Origin of the sequence: Stenotrophomonas maltophilia (genome assembly GCF_023518235.1) — a bacterium.
Classification (GTDB): domain Bacteria; phylum Pseudomonadota; class Gammaproteobacteria; order Xanthomonadales; family Xanthomonadaceae; genus Stenotrophomonas.
On record NZ_CP090423.1, the window covers coordinates 4,210,806 to 4,226,540 of the forward strand.

The 15,735-nt window shown below is 66.6% G+C and carries 12 protein-coding genes; all 12 read left to right on the top strand.

Annotated features, from left to right (window positions below):
- Window positions 1-91: 91 nt before the first annotated feature.
- Window positions 92-391 carry a DNA-directed RNA polymerase subunit omega gene (rpoZ, locus tag LZ605_RS19585; RefSeq protein WP_005410877.1) on the top strand — a complete coding sequence of 100 codons (300 nt, stop codon included), beginning with the start codon at window positions 92-94 and terminating at the stop codon, window positions 389-391.
- A gap of 105 nt (window positions 392-496) precedes the next feature.
- Window positions 497-2,659, top strand: coding sequence for a RelA/SpoT family protein (locus LZ605_RS19590; protein ID WP_107231655.1), 2,163 nt, complete (start codon window positions 497-499; stop codon window positions 2,657-2,659).
- A 183-nt stretch (window positions 2,660-2,842) separates the two neighbouring features.
- A complete protein-coding gene (locus LZ605_RS19595) occupies window positions 2,843-3,229 on the top strand; it encodes a RidA family protein (protein ID WP_005410875.1) in 387 nt (128 codons plus the stop codon).
- 7 nt (window positions 3,230-3,236) lie between these two features.
- Entirely contained in the window at window positions 3,237-5,348 is a 2,112-nt protein-coding gene (gene recG / locus LZ605_RS19600) for an ATP-dependent DNA helicase RecG (protein WP_249842980.1), read from the top strand.
- 455 nt (window positions 5,349-5,803) lie between these two features.
- Window positions 5,804-6,742: a nucleoside hydrolase gene (locus tag LZ605_RS19605; RefSeq protein ID WP_249842981.1), complete on the top strand. Its 939-nt coding sequence runs from the start codon at window positions 5,804-5,806 to the stop codon at window positions 6,740-6,742.
- An 88-nt stretch (window positions 6,743-6,830) separates the two neighbouring features.
- On the top strand, window positions 6,831-7,073 hold the full coding sequence (locus LZ605_RS19610; RefSeq protein WP_249842982.1) for a type B 50S ribosomal protein L31: 243 nt from the start codon (window positions 6,831-6,833) through the stop codon (window positions 7,071-7,073).
- 296 nt (window positions 7,074-7,369) lie between these two features.
- Window positions 7,370-8,647 carry a citrate synthase gene (locus LZ605_RS19615; protein WP_249842983.1) on the top strand — a complete coding sequence of 426 codons (1,278 nt, stop codon included), beginning with the start codon at window positions 7,370-7,372 and terminating at the stop codon, window positions 8,645-8,647.
- Window positions 8,648-8,907: 260 nt separating this feature from the next.
- Complete coding sequence (locus tag LZ605_RS19620) at window positions 8,908-9,972, top strand: hypothetical protein (protein ID WP_249842984.1); 1,065 nt, start codon at window positions 8,908-8,910, stop codon at window positions 9,970-9,972.
- A gap of 592 nt (window positions 9,973-10,564) precedes the next feature.
- Window positions 10,565-11,056, top strand: coding sequence for a CS1 type fimbrial major subunit (locus LZ605_RS19625; protein WP_249842985.1), 492 nt, complete (start codon window positions 10,565-10,567; stop codon window positions 11,054-11,056).
- Window positions 11,057-11,113: 57 nt separating this feature from the next.
- Window positions 11,114-13,837, top strand: a complete 2,724-nt coding sequence (locus LZ605_RS19630) for a TcfC E-set like domain-containing protein (RefSeq protein ID WP_249842986.1) — start codon at window positions 11,114-11,116, stop codon at window positions 13,835-13,837.
- Window positions 13,834-14,964, top strand: coding sequence for a CfaE/CblD family pilus tip adhesin (locus LZ605_RS19635; RefSeq protein ID WP_249842987.1), 1,131 nt, complete (start codon window positions 13,834-13,836; stop codon window positions 14,962-14,964). Before LZ605_RS19630 ends, LZ605_RS19635 begins: the two co-directional genes overlap by 4 nt.
- A 14-nt stretch (window positions 14,965-14,978) precedes the next feature.
- Window positions 14,979-15,680, top strand: a complete 702-nt coding sequence (locus LZ605_RS19640) for a pilus assembly protein (RefSeq protein ID WP_249842988.1) — start codon at window positions 14,979-14,981, stop codon at window positions 15,678-15,680.
- Window positions 15,681-15,735: the final 55 nt, after the last annotated feature.

Below are 15,735 nucleotides of genomic sequence, written 5' to 3' on the forward strand. Positions count from 1 at the left end.
GGGTTGGCTTGATTTTGTCCAGCCCCTGCCAGTACACTCCGTCCCCTTTCCCTCATTCGACTGAGCGGCCGACCGGTCGCCGGGAGCCCGTATGGCCCGCATCACCGTAGAAGATTGCCTGGAAGTCGTTAACAACCGTTTCGAACTGGTCATGATGGCTTCCAAGCGTGCCCGCCAGCTCGCCAACGGCGTGCAGGCCACGCTGGACAACAGCGAGACCGAGGACAAGCCGACCGTGCTGGCGCTGCGCGAAATCGCCGCCCGCAAGATCGACAACGCGCTGATCGACGAAGTCGAGAAGGCCGAGCGTGAGCGCGCCGAGCGCGAAGCGCTGGAGTGGGCCGCCGCCGAAGTGGTCGCCGACGAAGACATGTCCAAGAACGACGATTGATCGCATCGATCAACGTCATTGCTGGATCGCCGAACAGCCCGCCCCGTGCGGGCTGTTTCGCATTCAGGATTTGCCGTAAACGTCGCGCTGGAATAGGCTTCGGGCATGAACCCAGGCCCCACTGCCAAGGTCGCCGCAGTCCCCGCTGCCGCCGTACCCGACTACGTCCTCCAGCTTGAACGCGCCGCCCACTACCTGCCGCCGGAGCAGCTGCCGCTGCTGCGCCGCGCCTGGGAAGTCGGAGCCGCCGCGCATGCCGGGCAGACGCGCAAGTCGGGCGAGCCCTATATCACCCATCCGGTGGCGGTGGCGCAGGTGCTGGCCGAGCTGGGCCTGGACGTGGAAGCGCTGATCGCCGCGATCCTGCACGACACCATCGAAGACACCCCGCTGACCCGCGAGGCGCTGGCCGCCGAGTTCGGCGAAGCTGTGGCCGAACTGGTTGACGGCGTCACCAAGCTGGACAAGCTGAAGTTCCGCGACCGCCAGGAAGCGGCCGCCGAGAGCTTCCGCAAGATGCTGCTGGCGATGTCGCGCGACCTGCGCGTGATCATGATCAAGCTGGCCGACCGCCTGCACAACATGCGCACGCTGGGCGCGCAGAGCCGCGAAGCACGCGGCCGCATCGCCCGCGAGACGCTGGAGATCTACGCGCCCATCGCCCAGCGCCTGGGCATGAGCCTGGTCAAGAGCGAGCTGCAGAACCTGGGCTTCAAGGCGCTGTACCCGTGGCGCCACGCGATCATCGAAAAGCACATCCGCAGCCAGCCGGTGGTGCGCCGCGAGGCGATGGCGCAGGTGGAAGTGCAGCTGTCGCAGCGCCTGGCCAAGGAGGGGATCGAGCACCGTCTGGTCAGCCGCATCAAGACGCCGTGGAGCATCTACAACAAGATGCGCGACGAGAACAAATCCTTTGACCAGGTGATGGACGTGTTCGGTTTCCGCCTGGTCGTGCGCAGCGTGCCCAGCTGCTACCACGCGCTGGGTTCGGTGCATGCCACCTTCAAGCCGCTGGATGGGCGCTTCCGCGACTTCATCGCCATCCCCAAGGCCAACGGTTACCAGTCGCTGCACACCGTGCTGTTCGGGCCGTACGGTTCGCCGATCGAAGTGCAGATCCGCACCGAGGAAATGGACCTGATCGCCGAGCGTGGCGTGGCCGCGCACTGGACCTACAAGTTCGGTGGCGATTCGCCCAACAGTGCGCAGAGCCGCGCCCACGCCTGGATCGTCGAACTGATCGACTCGCAGCGCGCGGCCGGTTCCTCGCTGGAGTTCCTCGACAACGTCAAGGTCGACCTGTTCCCGGACGAGGTCTACCTGTTCACCCCGAAGGGCAAGATCCTGGCGCTGCCGCGCAACTCCACCGCGCTCGACTTTGCCTACGCCGTGCATACCGACGTCGGCAACATGGCGGTGGCCTCGCGTGTGGACAAGAAGCTGGTGCCACTGCGCACCAAGCTGGTGTCGGGGCAGTCGGTGGAGATCATCACCGCACGCTCGGCCACGCCGAAACCGCAGTGGCTGGAATTCGTGGTCACCAGCAAGGCGCGCACCGCCATCCGCCACCAGCTCAAGCAGCTGGAGCACGAGGACGCCGTGCAGCTGGGCCATCGCATGCTCGACCGTGCGCTGGAAGCGATGGATTCGTCGCTGGAGCGGCTGCCCAAGGGGCGCCTGGATGCGTTCCTTACCGAACACCGCTTCCCGCGCCTGGAGGCGCTGCTGGCCGAGGTCGCACTGGGCAACTGGATGCCGACCCAGGCCGCGCAGGCACTGATGGCCTACGCCGAACTGCGGGGCGGCCCGCATTCGCGCCACCATTCGCAGGAAAAGATCCTGATCAACGGCAGCGAGCGCGGCGTGGTCACCTTCGCCGGCTGCTGCCAGCCGATTCCCGGCGACGAGATCATGGGCTACCACACCGCCGGCAAGGGCATTGTGGTGCACCGCATGGACTGCCCGAACCTGGCCGAGCTGCGCAAGTCGCCCGAGCGCTGGGTGCCGATCGGCTGGGACACCACCGTCTCCGGCGACTACGACACCTCGCTGGTGGTGGAAGTGGAGAACGGCACCGGCGTGCTGGCGCAGCTGGCCGCCGCCATCGCGCAGAGCCACTCCAACATCGAGCGCGTGGACTACCTGGACCGCGACTTCAACGCCGCCGTGCTGGCGTTCAACATCCAGGTACGCGACCGCAACCACCTGGCCGAAGTGATGCGCCGCCTGCGTCGCCTGTCGGTCGTGCAGTCGGTACGCCGCCAGTAGATCCTGCGCACACCCTGTAGTGCCGGCCGCTGGCCGGCAACGTCGCGGTGCTTCCGACATTTGTGAGGTTGCCGGCCAGCGGCCGGCACTACCGAAGCGGCGCGGTAGATCCACGCCATGCGTGGATGCATCCCCACCCGGTACAATCACCGCTCTGTTTTCCCCCAACGCACCGGAGCGACCATGTCCCGCCAGATCATCAACACCGAAAAGGCTCCCGCCGCCATCGGCCCGTACTCGCAGGCCGTGCGCGCCGGCAACACCGTGTATTTCTCCGGCCAGATCCCGCTTGACCCGGCCACCGGCGACATCGTCGGCGCCGGCGACGTCGAAGCGCAGGCCCGTCGCGCCTTCGACAACCTCAAGGCGGTGGCCGAAGCGGCTGGCGGCTCGCTGGACAAGGTCGTGCGCCTGGGCCTGTACCTGACCGATCTGGGCGAGTTCGCCAAGGTCAATGCGGTCATGCAGGACTACTTCCAGGCCCCGTACCCGGCCCGTTCCACCATCGAAGTCTCGGGCCTGCCGAAGGGCGCCAACTTCGAGGTCGACGCGGTGATGGTCATCGACTGACCGCCACGTGGCACGCAAGGCGGCGGTCACCCCGGTCCTGTCACCGTCCGGCGAAGCATCCCTGGCGATGCTCGCTGGCGTGGGCCCGGCCGTGGCCGCCAAACTGCAGGCGCGTGGCCTGGCCACCCTGCAGGATCTCTGGCTGCACCTGCCGCTGCGCTATGAAGACCGCACCCGGCTGACCCGCATCGAGGACCTGCGCAACGGCGTTCCGGCGCAGGTGGAAGTACGGGTGGTCGCGGTCGAGCGCGGAATGCGCTACCGGCCGATGCTGAAGGTGGCGGTGGAAGATGAAGGGCAGGGCACCCTGGTGCTGCGCTTCTTCCATTTCCGCCAGCAGCAGGTTGGTCAGTTCGCCGTCGGCAACCGGCTGCGCTGCTTCGGCACGCCCAAGCCCGGCCACCTCGGCCTGGAAATCGTCCATCCCAGCTACCAGGTGCTGGGCCGCAACGACGATCCCGAACTCGGCGACCGCCTCGACCCGGTGTATCCCACCGTCGAAGGCGTCGGCCCGATGACCATGCGCAAGCTGATCGGCCAGGCGCTGGACCGGCTGCCCGAGGAAAGCACGCTGGAACTGCTGCCCAGCGGCTGGCTTGATGGCCTCGGCCTGCCTTCGCTGCGCAGCGCGCTGCTGACCGTGCACCGGCCGCCGCCGGATGCCGATCTGGCTGCGCTGGCCGCAGGCACGCACCCGGCGCAGCGCCGCCTGGCGATGGAAGAACTGCTGGCCCATCACCTCAGCCTGCGCCGCCAGCGCATTGCGCTGCAGGCGCACCACGCGCCGCCGCTGGCCGGCCCCGGCAAGCTGGCCAAAGCGCTGCTGAAGCAACTGCCGTTCGCCCTGACTGGTGCGCAGGCGCGTGTGTTCAAGCAGATCCGCGAAGACCTCGCCCGCCCCAGCCCGATGCTGCGGCTGGTGCAGGGCGATGTCGGTTCGGGCAAGACCGTGGTTGCCGCGCTGGCGGCGATGCTGGCGGTGGAGCAGGGCAAGCAGGTCGCATTGGCCGCGCCCACCGAGCTGCTGGCCGAACAACATCTCAACAACCTGCGGGGCTGGCTGGAACCACTGGGCGTGCGCATCGCGTGGCTGGCCGGCAAGGTCACCGGCAAGGCGCGCGCCAAGGTGATGGAACAGGTTGCCAGCGGCGAAGCGCAGGTGGTGGTCGGCACCCATGCGCTGATGCAGGAGGCGGTGGTGTTCCAGGATCTGGCCCTGGCCATCGTCGATGAGCAGCACCGCTTTGGCGTGCATCAGCGGCTGGCCCTGCGCGACAAGGGCGCAGGCGGCAACAGCGTGCCGCACCAGCTGGTGATGACCGCCACGCCGATTCCGCGCACGCTGGCGATGTCCGAGTACGCAGACCTGGATGTGTCGGCCATCGACGAACTGCCGCCGGGTCGCACCCCGGTGCAGACCGTGGCGCTGAACAACGACCGCCGCCCGGAGCTGATCGAGCGCATCGCCCTGGCCTGCCAGGAAGGGCGGCAGGTGTACTGGGTGTGCACGCTGATCGAGGAAAGCGAAGAGCTGGATGCCACCCCGGCGCAGGCCACCTACGAATCACTGCAGGCGCTGCTGCCGGGCGTGCGCGTGGGCTTGGTGCATGGCCGCCTGAAAGCGGCCGAGAAGCTGGCGACGATGGTGGCGTTCAAGGCCGGGCAGATCGACCTGCTGGTGGCGACCACCGTGATCGAAGTGGGCGTGGACGTGCCCAATGCCTCGCTGATGGTGATAGAAAACGCCGAGCGCCTCGGCCTGGCCCAGCTGCACCAGCTGCGTGGCCGCGTCGGCCGTGGTTCGGCGGTATCGCGCTGCGTGTTGCTGTACCAGGCCCCGCTTTCGCAGATGGCACGCGAGCGCCTGCAGACCATGCGCGAAACCAACGATGGTTTCGTCATCGCCGAAAAGGATCTTGAACTGCGCGGCCCCGGCGAACTGCTGGGTACGCGGCAGACCGGTTTGGCGGGCTTCCGCATTGCAGATCTGGCCCGCGATGCCGGCCTGCTGCCCGGCGTGCACGACCTGGCCGAGCGCCTGATGGACCAGCAACCGGCGCTGGCCGACCGCGTGGTGCAGCGCTGGATCGGCACCGCCGTGCGTTACGCCTCGGCCTGATCCCTGTAGAGCCGAGCCCATGCTCGGCTGTCGTTCGCGCTGCGCGCGGGAGTCGAGCATGGCTCGACTCTACGGAAAATCTTTTCGATCATTTCCATGTTCATCCACGCATCGCGTGGATGTGTCGATCAAGGTCGACACCTACCAAGGCAGGACGCCGTTCCGACAGGTCGCGGGATCTGTCGAAGGCGGGGTGGGTCCGGTTGCGGGGGTGTCCGCGGCATGGATGCCGCGGCCAAGCCCCCATGGACGGGTTTACGGCGTCCCCCGCCACCGGACCCACCCCGCCATCTCCAGGAAATCCGCTTTTGCCGTTGCTGTTGAAGTTGCCGGCCAGCGGTCGGCACTACCGCTTCTGCGGGTGCAGGGCGCAGCCCTGCCGAACCCCAACACCCCGTACTTGCAACGGTCATCATCCCGGTCCACACTTCGTTGCCGATCTGAAGACGGCAACGATGACCCACAAGATCCCCCTGTTGATCGACACCGACCCCGGTGTGGACGACGCCCTGGCCCTGCTGATGGCCTTTGCCGATGAACGGCATGACGTGGTCGCCCTGACCATCGCCGCCGGCAATGTCGGCCTCGAATATACCGTCCGCAACGCACTCAAGCTCTGCGACATCGTCGGCCGCACCGACGTGCCGGTGTTCGCCGGCAGCCCGGATCCGCTGCTGCATCCCTCCGTCGACGCCGCCCACGTGCATGGCCGCGATGGCTACGGCGACGTGGACCTGCCGCCGCCGAGCCGCCAGGCCGAGGCCGAGCACGCCGCGCTGGCGATCCTGCGCCTGTCGCACGAGCACGCCGGCGAGCTGATGCTGGTGATGCTCGGCCCGCTGACCAACCTGGCGCTGGCGCTGAAGCTGGACCCGACCCTGCCACAGCGCATCAAGCGCATCGTGGTGATGGGCGGTGCGGTCACCTGCCATGGCAACATCACCCCGGCGGCCGAATTCAACATCGCCTTCGACCCGGAAGCGGCGCACGTGGTGTTCACCTCGTTCAAGCACCTGCTGGTGTCGGACTGGGAAGCCACCGTCGCCCACGGCCTGCCGCTTGAGCAGGCCGAGCAGTGGCTGCAGGCCGATTCCGATCGCGCCCGCTTCTACGAGCTGATCTCGCGCAAGACCCGCGCGCTGTCGGAAGACGCCAAGGGCGGCCGCTGGTACACCGCCGATGCCGTGGCCATGGCCTGGGCGCTGAACCCGGAAGGGCAGCTGCAGGTCGAATCGCGTCCGCTGAACGTGGAGCTGAACGGAACGTTCAGCCGCGGTGCCACCATCGTCGACTGGAACCGCCAGACCGGGCAGCCGGACAACTGCGATCTGCTGATGGCCTACGACCAGCAGCGTTTCGAGGCCCTGGTACGCCAGGCCCTGGGTGCGGTCTGAAGTCAATTGCCCAGCACCGGTTGCCCCGGGGGGCAACCGGTGCTTATAATGCCGCTCTTGACCACCAGCCCATTTACGGTGTGAGCCCATGAAGGCCGATATCCATCCGAACTACCGCGACGTCGTCTTCCATGACGTCACCTCCGATTTCAAGATCCTGACCCGCTCGACCATGGGCACGAAGGAAACCATCAAGTGGGAAGACGGCAACGAATACCCGCTGGTGAAGGTTGAAATTTCCTCTGCTTCGCACCCGTTCTACACGGGCAAGCACAAGGTCATCGATACCTCGGGCCGTATCGACAAGTTCCAGAAGCGCTACGCGCGCTGATCTGTCGATCCAGCTTCGAACCGACGGCCGCGCTCTGCGCGGCCGTTTGTTTTTCCCCAATGCCTGCCCAACGGGCGTTTGGATGGACGGAACACTGCGTTCGTGTGACAACGCTTTTGCCGATCCGGGCTGGTAGCTGGCCGGGTTCTGGCTGCCTGCCGTCTACGACTTCTGTCTAGCGCCGGGCAAATGCTGCTGTGCGATAATGGCGTGATCCACGACACAGGTCGTGGACGTCATTCACGTGCCTGACCAATGCGCTTGGGCAGGCGCCTTCCCATGAAGGAGCGCACACAGTGTCCGATCTTGATCAGGTCACGCTCAACGCCGGCGATAAGTCGGTCGTTCTGCCCGTCATCAAACCCACCCTTGGCAACGACTGCGTCGACATCGCGAAGCTGACCAAGGAAACGGGGTTCTTCACCTACGATTCCGGCTTCACCGCGACGGCCAGCTGCAAGTCCGCCATCACTTACATCGACGGCGACAAGGGCGTGCTGCTGTACCGCGGCTACCCGATCGAGCAGCTGTCGGAAAAGTCGAGCTACGTCGAAGTGGCCTACCTGCTGATCAACGGCGAGCGCCCGAGCGCCGAGCAGCTGAAGGCCTTCACCGATGAGCTGACCGCCGAAGCCAACGTCGACGATTCGGTCAACGCCCTGATCGCCAGCTTCGCCAAGGATGCCCACCCGATGGCCATCCTCGCAGCGGCCATCGCGCAGCTGTCGGCCATCTACCACGACTCGCTGGACCTGTCCGACGCCGAACAGCGCCGCCAGGCGGCCGTGCGCCTGATCGCCAAGGTGCCGACCCTGTCGGCGCTGATCTACCGCCACGGCAAGGGCCTGCCGGCCAACAAGCCGGATACCTCGCTGGACTACGTCAGCCGCTTCCTGAAGCAGACCTTCGAAACGGCTGACGGCCAGTACGATCTGAACCCGGACGTGGTCAAGGCGCTGGACCTGCTGTTCATCCTGCACGCCGACCACGAACAGAACGCCTCGACCTCGACCGTGCGTCTGGTCGGTTCGACCGGTGCCAACCCGTACGCGTCGGTCGCTGCGGGCGTCACCGCGCTGTGGGGTCCGGCCCACGGCGGTGCCAACGAAGCCGTGCTGAAGATGCTGGAAGAGATCGGCACTGCCGACAACGTCGAGTCCGCCGTGCTCAAGGCCAAGGACAAGACCTCCGGCTTCCGCCTGATGGGCTTCGGCCACCGCGTGTACAAGAACTTCGACCCGCGCGCCAAGGTCATCGGTGAGATGACCAGCAAGGTGCTCAAGCAGCTGGGCGTGCAGGATCCGCTGCTGGACGTGGCCGTGAAGCTGGAACAGGCCGCGCTGCAGGACGAGTACTTCGTCGCCCGCAAGCTGTACCCGAACGTCGATTTCTACAGCGGCATCATCTACAAGGCGCTGCAGATCCCGACCGAGATGTTCACCGTCATGTTCGCCCTGGGCCGTACCTCCGGCTGGGTCTCGCATTGGCTGGAACAGCAGGTCGATCCGGAAATGAAGATCGGCCGTCCGCGCCAGGTCTACACCGGCAGCGACGTGCGCGACTACCAGGGCTGATCGCCCTGCGTGGATTGTGATGAAAACGCCCCGCATCCGCGGGGCGTTTTTTTTTTGCGTCTGGGTAGGTGCCAACCTTGGTTGGCACGCTCTGTGGTGTCCACGGAGAGCATCCAGGCATGGCGCTGAACTACCGCGCCCTGGCACGGCCGTCGTGCAAAGACCGCGTGATTCAAGGGTCTCACCAGCTTCACAACCGCTCGCGCAGCCTCAGGACGCCAGATGCACCCGCAGCACTGCATGCACGGAGCGTCCATTCCATGAATACCCGTTTTGATCCACCCGAGCGCGGTCCGCTCGGTCCCGACATCGCCACGGTCGTCACCGCCCCGGTCGTGCCGCCTGCCAGCGAAAGCGCCGTGTCCTGGGGCGCGATCTTCGCCGGTGCCGCCGGCGCCGCCGCGCTCTCCCTCATCCTGCTTATCCTCGGTGTCGGCCTTGGCCTCTCCTCGGTGTCGCCGTGGTCGTTCGAAGGCGTCAGCAAGGAAACTTTCGGCTGGTCCAGCATCGCCTGGCTCACCTTCACCGCACTGGCCGCTTCCGGCCTGGGTGGCTATCTGGCCGGCCGCCTGCGCACCAAGTGGACGCAGATCCACGGCGATGAAACCTACTTCCGCGATACCGCGCACGGCTTCGTGTCGTGGGCGGTGGCCACGCTGCTGACCGCGGGCCTGCTGACCTCGGCCATCGGCGGCGTGCTCGGCACGGGCGCGAAAGTGGCCGGCGCCACTGCAGGCGCCGCTGCATCCACGGCAGGCGTTGCCGCCGCAGGTGCCGGTAGTGCCGCCGCGGCCGCACCGGAAGGCGATCTCAACTATTGGGTGGATTCCCTGTTCCGCAGTGTCACCAACGCCGGTGCTGCCGATCCCTCGGCGCCGCCACCGCCGGGCGCGCCGATGGAGCCGAACGCGGCTCCGCCGCAGGCACCGAATGCGGGCCCGCGCGAGGCCGGCATGGCGCCGCCGCGCCCGATGCCGGGCCGTGCACCGGCGGGAGACCGTCGTGAACTGCGCGCCGAAGTGAACCGCATCATCGTCAACAGCCTGCAGGGCGATGGCCTCGACCCGGCCGACACCCAGTACCTGTCGCAGCTCATCGCGCGCGAAACCGGCATGAGCCCGACCGAAGCGCAGGCCCGTGTGACCGATGTGCAGACACGTATGCGTGCCGCACTGGAGAAGGCAAAGACCACCGCCAAGCAGGCGGCCGACGATGCCCGCAAGGCCGCCGCGCATGCCGCGCTGTGGCTGTTCATCACCCTGCTGATCGGCGCGTTCTTCGCCAGCCTCAGCGCCACCTGGGGAGGGCGTCGCCGTGACCTGTAGTCTGAATTCCATGCAAGGAGACCTGACATGAAAATGATTCTGCTTTGGCTGCTGGGCGTGCCGATTCCGCTGCTTATCCTGTACGCGATCTTTTTCTGAGCATTGCTTGGGCCGGCTGCGGCAACCAGTCACTCTGGTATGACGATCGGCGTGCCGCTGGCCCGGCGCAGCATGTACCGGGAGCGCCCCGCCTGAGCGGGGCGCTTTCTTGCTGCCTGATGGTGCCAGCAGTGCGCGTCCGGTAGATCCGCTGCATGCAGGGGTGAAACGATTCCAGCATCGGGCCATGCACGCTTCATGCGTGCGATGCGAACCGCAGTGGAGCATGGTTCGACCGTACAAAAGCGGTGATGGGTGCAATGAGGTTTCTTGCATTTGATCAGTGAGAAAAGTTGCATAACCCCAGAAGATTGAGCGACCTCAAGAATTCTCATTGACGTTCAATCTTTTAGGAATCCTTGAATAGGCTGAACTGCGCTGGGCGCCTAGCATTCTCTCCGTCGCCGGCAACCACCTCTGCCTGCGGCGTCCCCCTTGCGGCCAGGCCGCAAGGGGGGATTTCGATCATTCCCCCTGTCCGAGAGAGACACCCATGCACATGCTCAAGAAGGCCGCGCTGGCTGCAGCGTTGGTTACCGCTTCGCTGTCGGCGAACGCCGCCCAGACCAACATTACCCTGACTGCCGAAATCGACAACACGCTCACCCTGCTCAAGGCCGACGGCAGCGCCATCGCCGATGCAGTCAAGCTGACCTACAACCCGACCCGTGGCCTGAACCCGTGGAACGAGCGCGTACGCATCTTTTCCAACGACACCGCCAGCGACGTGCAGGTACGCCTGCAGGCGCCGGTCGAGCTGATCCCGGGCAGCGCATCGGGTGCCAACGTGCCAATGAGCGTCCGCCTGGGCGGCAAGCCGCTGTCGACAACGCCGATTGAGTTCACCGCGGCCGAGTTGTACGACGGCGCGATCCCTGATGCCTCGGTCGCCATGAACCTGGACATCGCCCAGACCACGCTGGCCACGCTTGCCGCCGGCAGCTACGAAGGCATGGCCAGCATCGTGCTGAACGTCAAGCCGTAACACCCGTTTACCTGTGTCGGCCCGTACAACGGGCCGGCCACTTCCGGCCGTCTCCCCATGAAAGCTCCCGCACCCGCCGTCACCCGGCTGGCGGTGGCGCTCGCCTTGTCGCTGGCCACGCCGCTGGTCGCGGCGCGCGGTGTCCCTGCCGGTTTCGAGGATCTGGTCCATGGCCAGACCGAACAACTCGAGGTAAGCCTGTTCGGGCGCTCTGCCGGCCTTTCAGCGGTGCGCGTGACGCTGGACAGCGTACAGCTGGAAGCGGCGGAGGGCGTCTTGCAGGCGCTGGGCCTGTCGCCCGAAGCACAGGCGGCACTGCTGCCTGCGCTGTCAGGGCCGTTGCCGCGCAACAGCCACCTGGCATGCCGTTTCGGTGGCGCCGAGGCGGGCTGCGGCTATCTCGATCCGCCCGAGGATCTTCATGCCGTGCGCGCGCTGTACGACGAGGGCGAAGGCGCCGTACGGCTGTTCGTGGCCCGCCACTGGATTCCGGGTGAACCTGCGGTGGAACGCTTCAACCAGATCTCCAGCAATGTCGAGAACGCATTCCTGCACCAGCAGGTGCTGAACATCAGTGGCGGCCGTGACTACCAGGCGGCCAGCGCGCAGGGCATTGGTACGCTCGGGCTGTTCAACCGCGGCCATCTGGCCGCCGAGTGGAACTTCAATCACCAGCGCTACCGTCATCATGGCGGTCGCTCGGACGTCCAGCTCAACAGCGGCTACTACCGCCACGATCTTGGACCGCAGCACTATCTGCAGGCCGGGCGCATGGACCGTCGCAACCTGTCCAGTCCGCAGGGTGGCACGTTCAACTTCAGCATGCTGCCGCTGGATCGCTTCCAGGGAATCCGCCTGGGAACGACCCAGGCCTACGTCAACGCCGACGCTGCCGTGCAGGCCACGCCCTTGACGGTGCTGCTGGCACGCGACGCGCGCGTGGATGCCTTCGACGGTGAGCGCCTGCTGCAGACCTTCTACCTGCAGGCCGGCATCAACCAGCTCGATACACGCCGTTTTCCATTTGGCACCTATACGGTCGCGCTGCGCATCTACGAAGACGGTGTACTGGTGCGCACCGAGGACGCGCCTTTCGACAAAGGCGGCGACTGGACCAACAGCAGCGTGCAGTGGTTTGTACAGGGCGGGCGCCGCGACGAGCGCCGCGATGACCGTTTCGATGGCGAGTCGGCCTTCCTGGCCGGCGTGCGCATTCCCCTGGGCCGTGACCTGGCGTTGACCGCCGGTGCAGCCGACATGGGAGGCCATCGTTACAGCGAGGTGCGCCTGGATCTGCGCCATGCATTTCCCACCCAGGACATCCGTGCAAGCGCCAGCCTCATGCATGGCAGTGACGGTAGCCGTGGACAACAGCAACAGCTGTCCTACCGCCGCCGTGCCTCCTGGAACGTGTATCACCAGCGGCAGCGTGGCACCGCGTGCTGGCAGGAGGATGACGCGCGTGACCGGCTGGGTTGCACGGACTCGTTGAGCGCATCGATGGCATTGCCGGTGGCATCAGGCAGCCTCTACCTGGGATACACGCGGCGCCAGAGCTGGCGCCCGGGCCGGGATTGGATGGACGGCATCGATGACCCCGTGGGCGGCGGCGTGCCGTGGTTGCCACCGTCGCGTCCCGAACTGGACCGGCGGATGCAACGTGCCCGCACGTGGCAGACGAGCTACAGCGTCAGCCGGCGCTGGAGCGAGTTCAGCGTATCGGCGCGGCTGGGGGCCTGGCACCAGCGGAATGATGGCGCGGCCGGCAGCAGCCTTGATCGCGGCATCTACCTCAATCTCAGCCTGTCACGCCTGCAGCGGCGTGAGCCGGGCCTGTCGCAGCGTCGCTATGCGGTGGATGTGCGCCAGCCCCGGCATGCGCGCCCGCAGATGGAGTACAGCGCCGCGCAGACGTTCCGGCAGGAGCATGACAGCGACTTCCGCGAAGCGTCGCTGGAGCTGCGTGGCAGTAATGATGATCGCTATGGCGCCATTGCGGCGGCACAGCTGCAGAACGGAACAGGCCATACCGGCGCTACGCTGGCGACCTACCGGCAACAGGGCCGCAGCGAGATGTCCTACAGCGCCACCCACAGCTCGGGGTTCGCGCTGGGCCGGCAGGGCTTCTACTGGGGCGATGGCATCGGCAGCGAAGCCGGCCTGGCCGTGCAGGTGGATGATGCGGACGACGTTGATCTGACCGGCGTGGCGGCCGAACTGCAGGTGGGGGGGCTGCGCAGCCAGCGCCTGCAGTTGGGCGAGCGCCGGCTGCTGCCACTGGCGGCCTATCAGGCGCATCGGGCCGAGCTGCAGGACGTGAGCGCGCTGGACAGCAGCGCTGTGGTGCGCGTGGCCGGGGCGGTGGGCGCACGGCCGCTGTTCCTCGCACCGGGGCGGTTGGCTCGCCTGCCGGTACCGATCGAAGTGACGTACACGTTCATCGGCAACGCGCGTGACATCGCAGGGGTACCGCTGGGCGGTGCACGCATCCTAAATGCGCCCGTCGCGGGCACCAGCGCCAATGGCGGCTTCGTGGCGGACTTCCCGAGGCGCGAGAAGTCGTTGTACCTGCTGCAGGACGACCGCCTGCTGCAGTGTCCGCTGCAGGTGCGTGAGCGCCGCAGCGTGCTGCTGCTGGTAGGCGAGGTGCAGTGCGAAGCACTGGCGGTGGCACAACTGCCTGCCGATGTCAGGCAGCAGGCGCGGGTGACCCGGCTGCTGCAGGAACAAGCCCTGATCGCGGCCACGCCGCAGACGGCTGCCGTGGGAGGCGTGCCATGAAGCACTTCACGGGCTGGGTGATGGCGCTGGCCTGCGCCATTGGCATGTTCTCTTCCAACGCGTTCGCGCAGCGCCCGCCGGAAGTACATCCTGCCAGCGAACGCCGCGACATCGTGATGTCGTGGGATCGCTCGGCGATGCCGGGGGACATCGAACTGTGGGCGCCGCGGACCATGCTGGCGTACGACCATACCGATCTCTCCCTGCAGTTCGGAGCGCTGCACCTGGTGTGCAACCCGGGCAACGGAGATACCGGGCGCTGCCCTGCCGGCGGCCAGGCCGACAGCACAGCGGGCCTGCGCAGCATCCCGCTCAGCTTCGTCGAAGAACGATCGCAGATGAGGGCCGAGCTGAACGTACGGGCGGGGCTGGAGCGCGCGCTGTCGGGCCGCTCCTGCCTGGGCAACTACTGGCAGAACCTGATTCTCGCGCCCTGGTCCACGCATGCCGTTGGCTGCGCCCTGGATGAGCCGGCCGGCACCGGGGCACAGCTGTCCATCGCGTCCAGCGAGCTTCGCAAGCTGGTCGCGGGCATCTGGACCGCGAAGCTGGAACTCCATGCGAATGTCCCCAACGGCAGCCGGCTGGCAACGTATTCCTTCGATTTCTCGCTGACCGTCACCGACCGCAACGCGGTGGCCGTCTATCTCCCCGAGTTCGACAACGCGACGCCGAGCGTCGGCCTTGACCTGCGCTACAACCCTTTCGCGCAGACCATCGAGGGCAGGAAGGTGGTGGACATGTGCCTGTATGACGGCCTCGGATCGCAGAGCCTGTACCTCGGCGTGACTGCGCGCGACGTGGGTGCAAGGGCACCTGGAGCGACAGGTTTTTCGGTATGGCACCGCGACGGCGGGCGCGATGAACGACAGCGGGTGGACTACACCGTCGCGCTCGATCACAACGGCGCTGCCGTACCCATGTCCAACGGCGTGGAGCAGCAGCTGCAGGGCATCGACAGCGCGCGTCTGCGCCTGGTGATCCTGCCCGGAATGAACCAGCCGGTGTTCTGCGTCCCCACCCCGATGACCCTGGTCACGCCGCGCTTTCCCAGTACCAGCAAGGACGCCGGCTACTACGAAGGCCAGCTGCAGGTGGAACTGCGCGTGCCGACCGCAACCCCCTGATGCCTGGAGACGACATGAGAAACCTTGCCCTGCGCTACCTGCCTCTTTCCCTGCTGCTGGTCCTGCCCAGCGCGCAGGCCAACCTGACCGTGCACCCGATGCGGGCGTCCGTGGATGCACGCAAGGGCACGCACATCCGCGTGTACTCCCAGTCCACCCAGCCGCAGTACGTTCAGGCGTCGCTGAAGCGCATCGACCAAGCTGCCGATGCGGATGAGCAGGAGGTGGACATCGAGCCGAGTACGGCGGCCATTGCGATCACGCCGGCGAAGTTCGTGCTGGCAGGCGGTGGCAATCGACTCATCCGTGTGATCCCGCTGCAGCCTGTACAGCGCGAGACCGCCTATCGCGTCTACTTCGAGGGTGTGCGGGGGCCGGAAGAAGGCACGCTTGCCACCGGCAACAGCTCGGCCAGAGCCAGTCTCGGCGTGAGCCTGGTGTGGGGAGCCCTGGTGAACGTGGTGCCCGCCGATGGGCGGGTCGACGTGCAGGTGCGCGACAACGTGCTGCACAACGCCGGAACGTTGCGCCTGGGCATCACCAGCGTGGCCGATTGCCAAGGCACTCGCTGCACGGCGCACGTGCTGTCGCGGAGCCTGTACCCCGGCAGCCAGGTGGCCCTGCCGTTCGACCTGCAGCCCGGCCACAGCGTCCAGCTGCGCTATCGGCTCACCCGCGATGGATATCGCGAGCACGTGCAGACGCTTACCCCCTGAATCATCGCCGCGGCTGTGCGGTTCCAGGCCAGCGGCGGCATTCGTGCAGTGTGTC

What these genes read in the sequence shown, in the direction of transcription:
- rpoZ (WP_005410877.1), top strand. Translation starts at nt 92, where the DNA reads ATGGCCCGCATCACCGTAGAAGATTGCCTGGAAGTCGTTAACAACCGT.
- LZ605_RS19590 (WP_107231655.1), top strand. Translation starts at nt 497, where the DNA reads ATGAACCCAGGCCCCACTGCCAAGGTCGCCGCAGTCCCCGCTGCCGCC.
- LZ605_RS19595 (WP_005410875.1), top strand. Translation starts at nt 2,843, where the DNA reads ATGTCCCGCCAGATCATCAACACCGAAAAGGCTCCCGCCGCCATCGGC.
- LZ605_RS19605 (WP_249842981.1), top strand. Translation starts at nt 5,804, where the DNA reads ATGACCCACAAGATCCCCCTGTTGATCGACACCGACCCCGGTGTGGAC.
- LZ605_RS19610 (WP_249842982.1), top strand. Translation starts at nt 6,831, where the DNA reads ATGAAGGCCGATATCCATCCGAACTACCGCGACGTCGTCTTCCATGAC.
- LZ605_RS19620 (WP_249842984.1), top strand. Translation starts at nt 8,908, where the DNA reads ATGAATACCCGTTTTGATCCACCCGAGCGCGGTCCGCTCGGTCCCGAC.
- LZ605_RS19625 (WP_249842985.1), top strand. Translation starts at nt 10,565, where the DNA reads ATGCACATGCTCAAGAAGGCCGCGCTGGCTGCAGCGTTGGTTACCGCT.
- LZ605_RS19630 (WP_249842986.1), top strand. Translation starts at nt 11,114, where the DNA reads ATGAAAGCTCCCGCACCCGCCGTCACCCGGCTGGCGGTGGCGCTCGCC.
- LZ605_RS19635 (WP_249842987.1), top strand. Translation starts at nt 13,834, where the DNA reads ATGAAGCACTTCACGGGCTGGGTGATGGCGCTGGCCTGCGCCATTGGC.
- LZ605_RS19640 (WP_249842988.1), top strand. Translation starts at nt 14,979, where the DNA reads ATGAGAAACCTTGCCCTGCGCTACCTGCCTCTTTCCCTGCTGCTGGTC.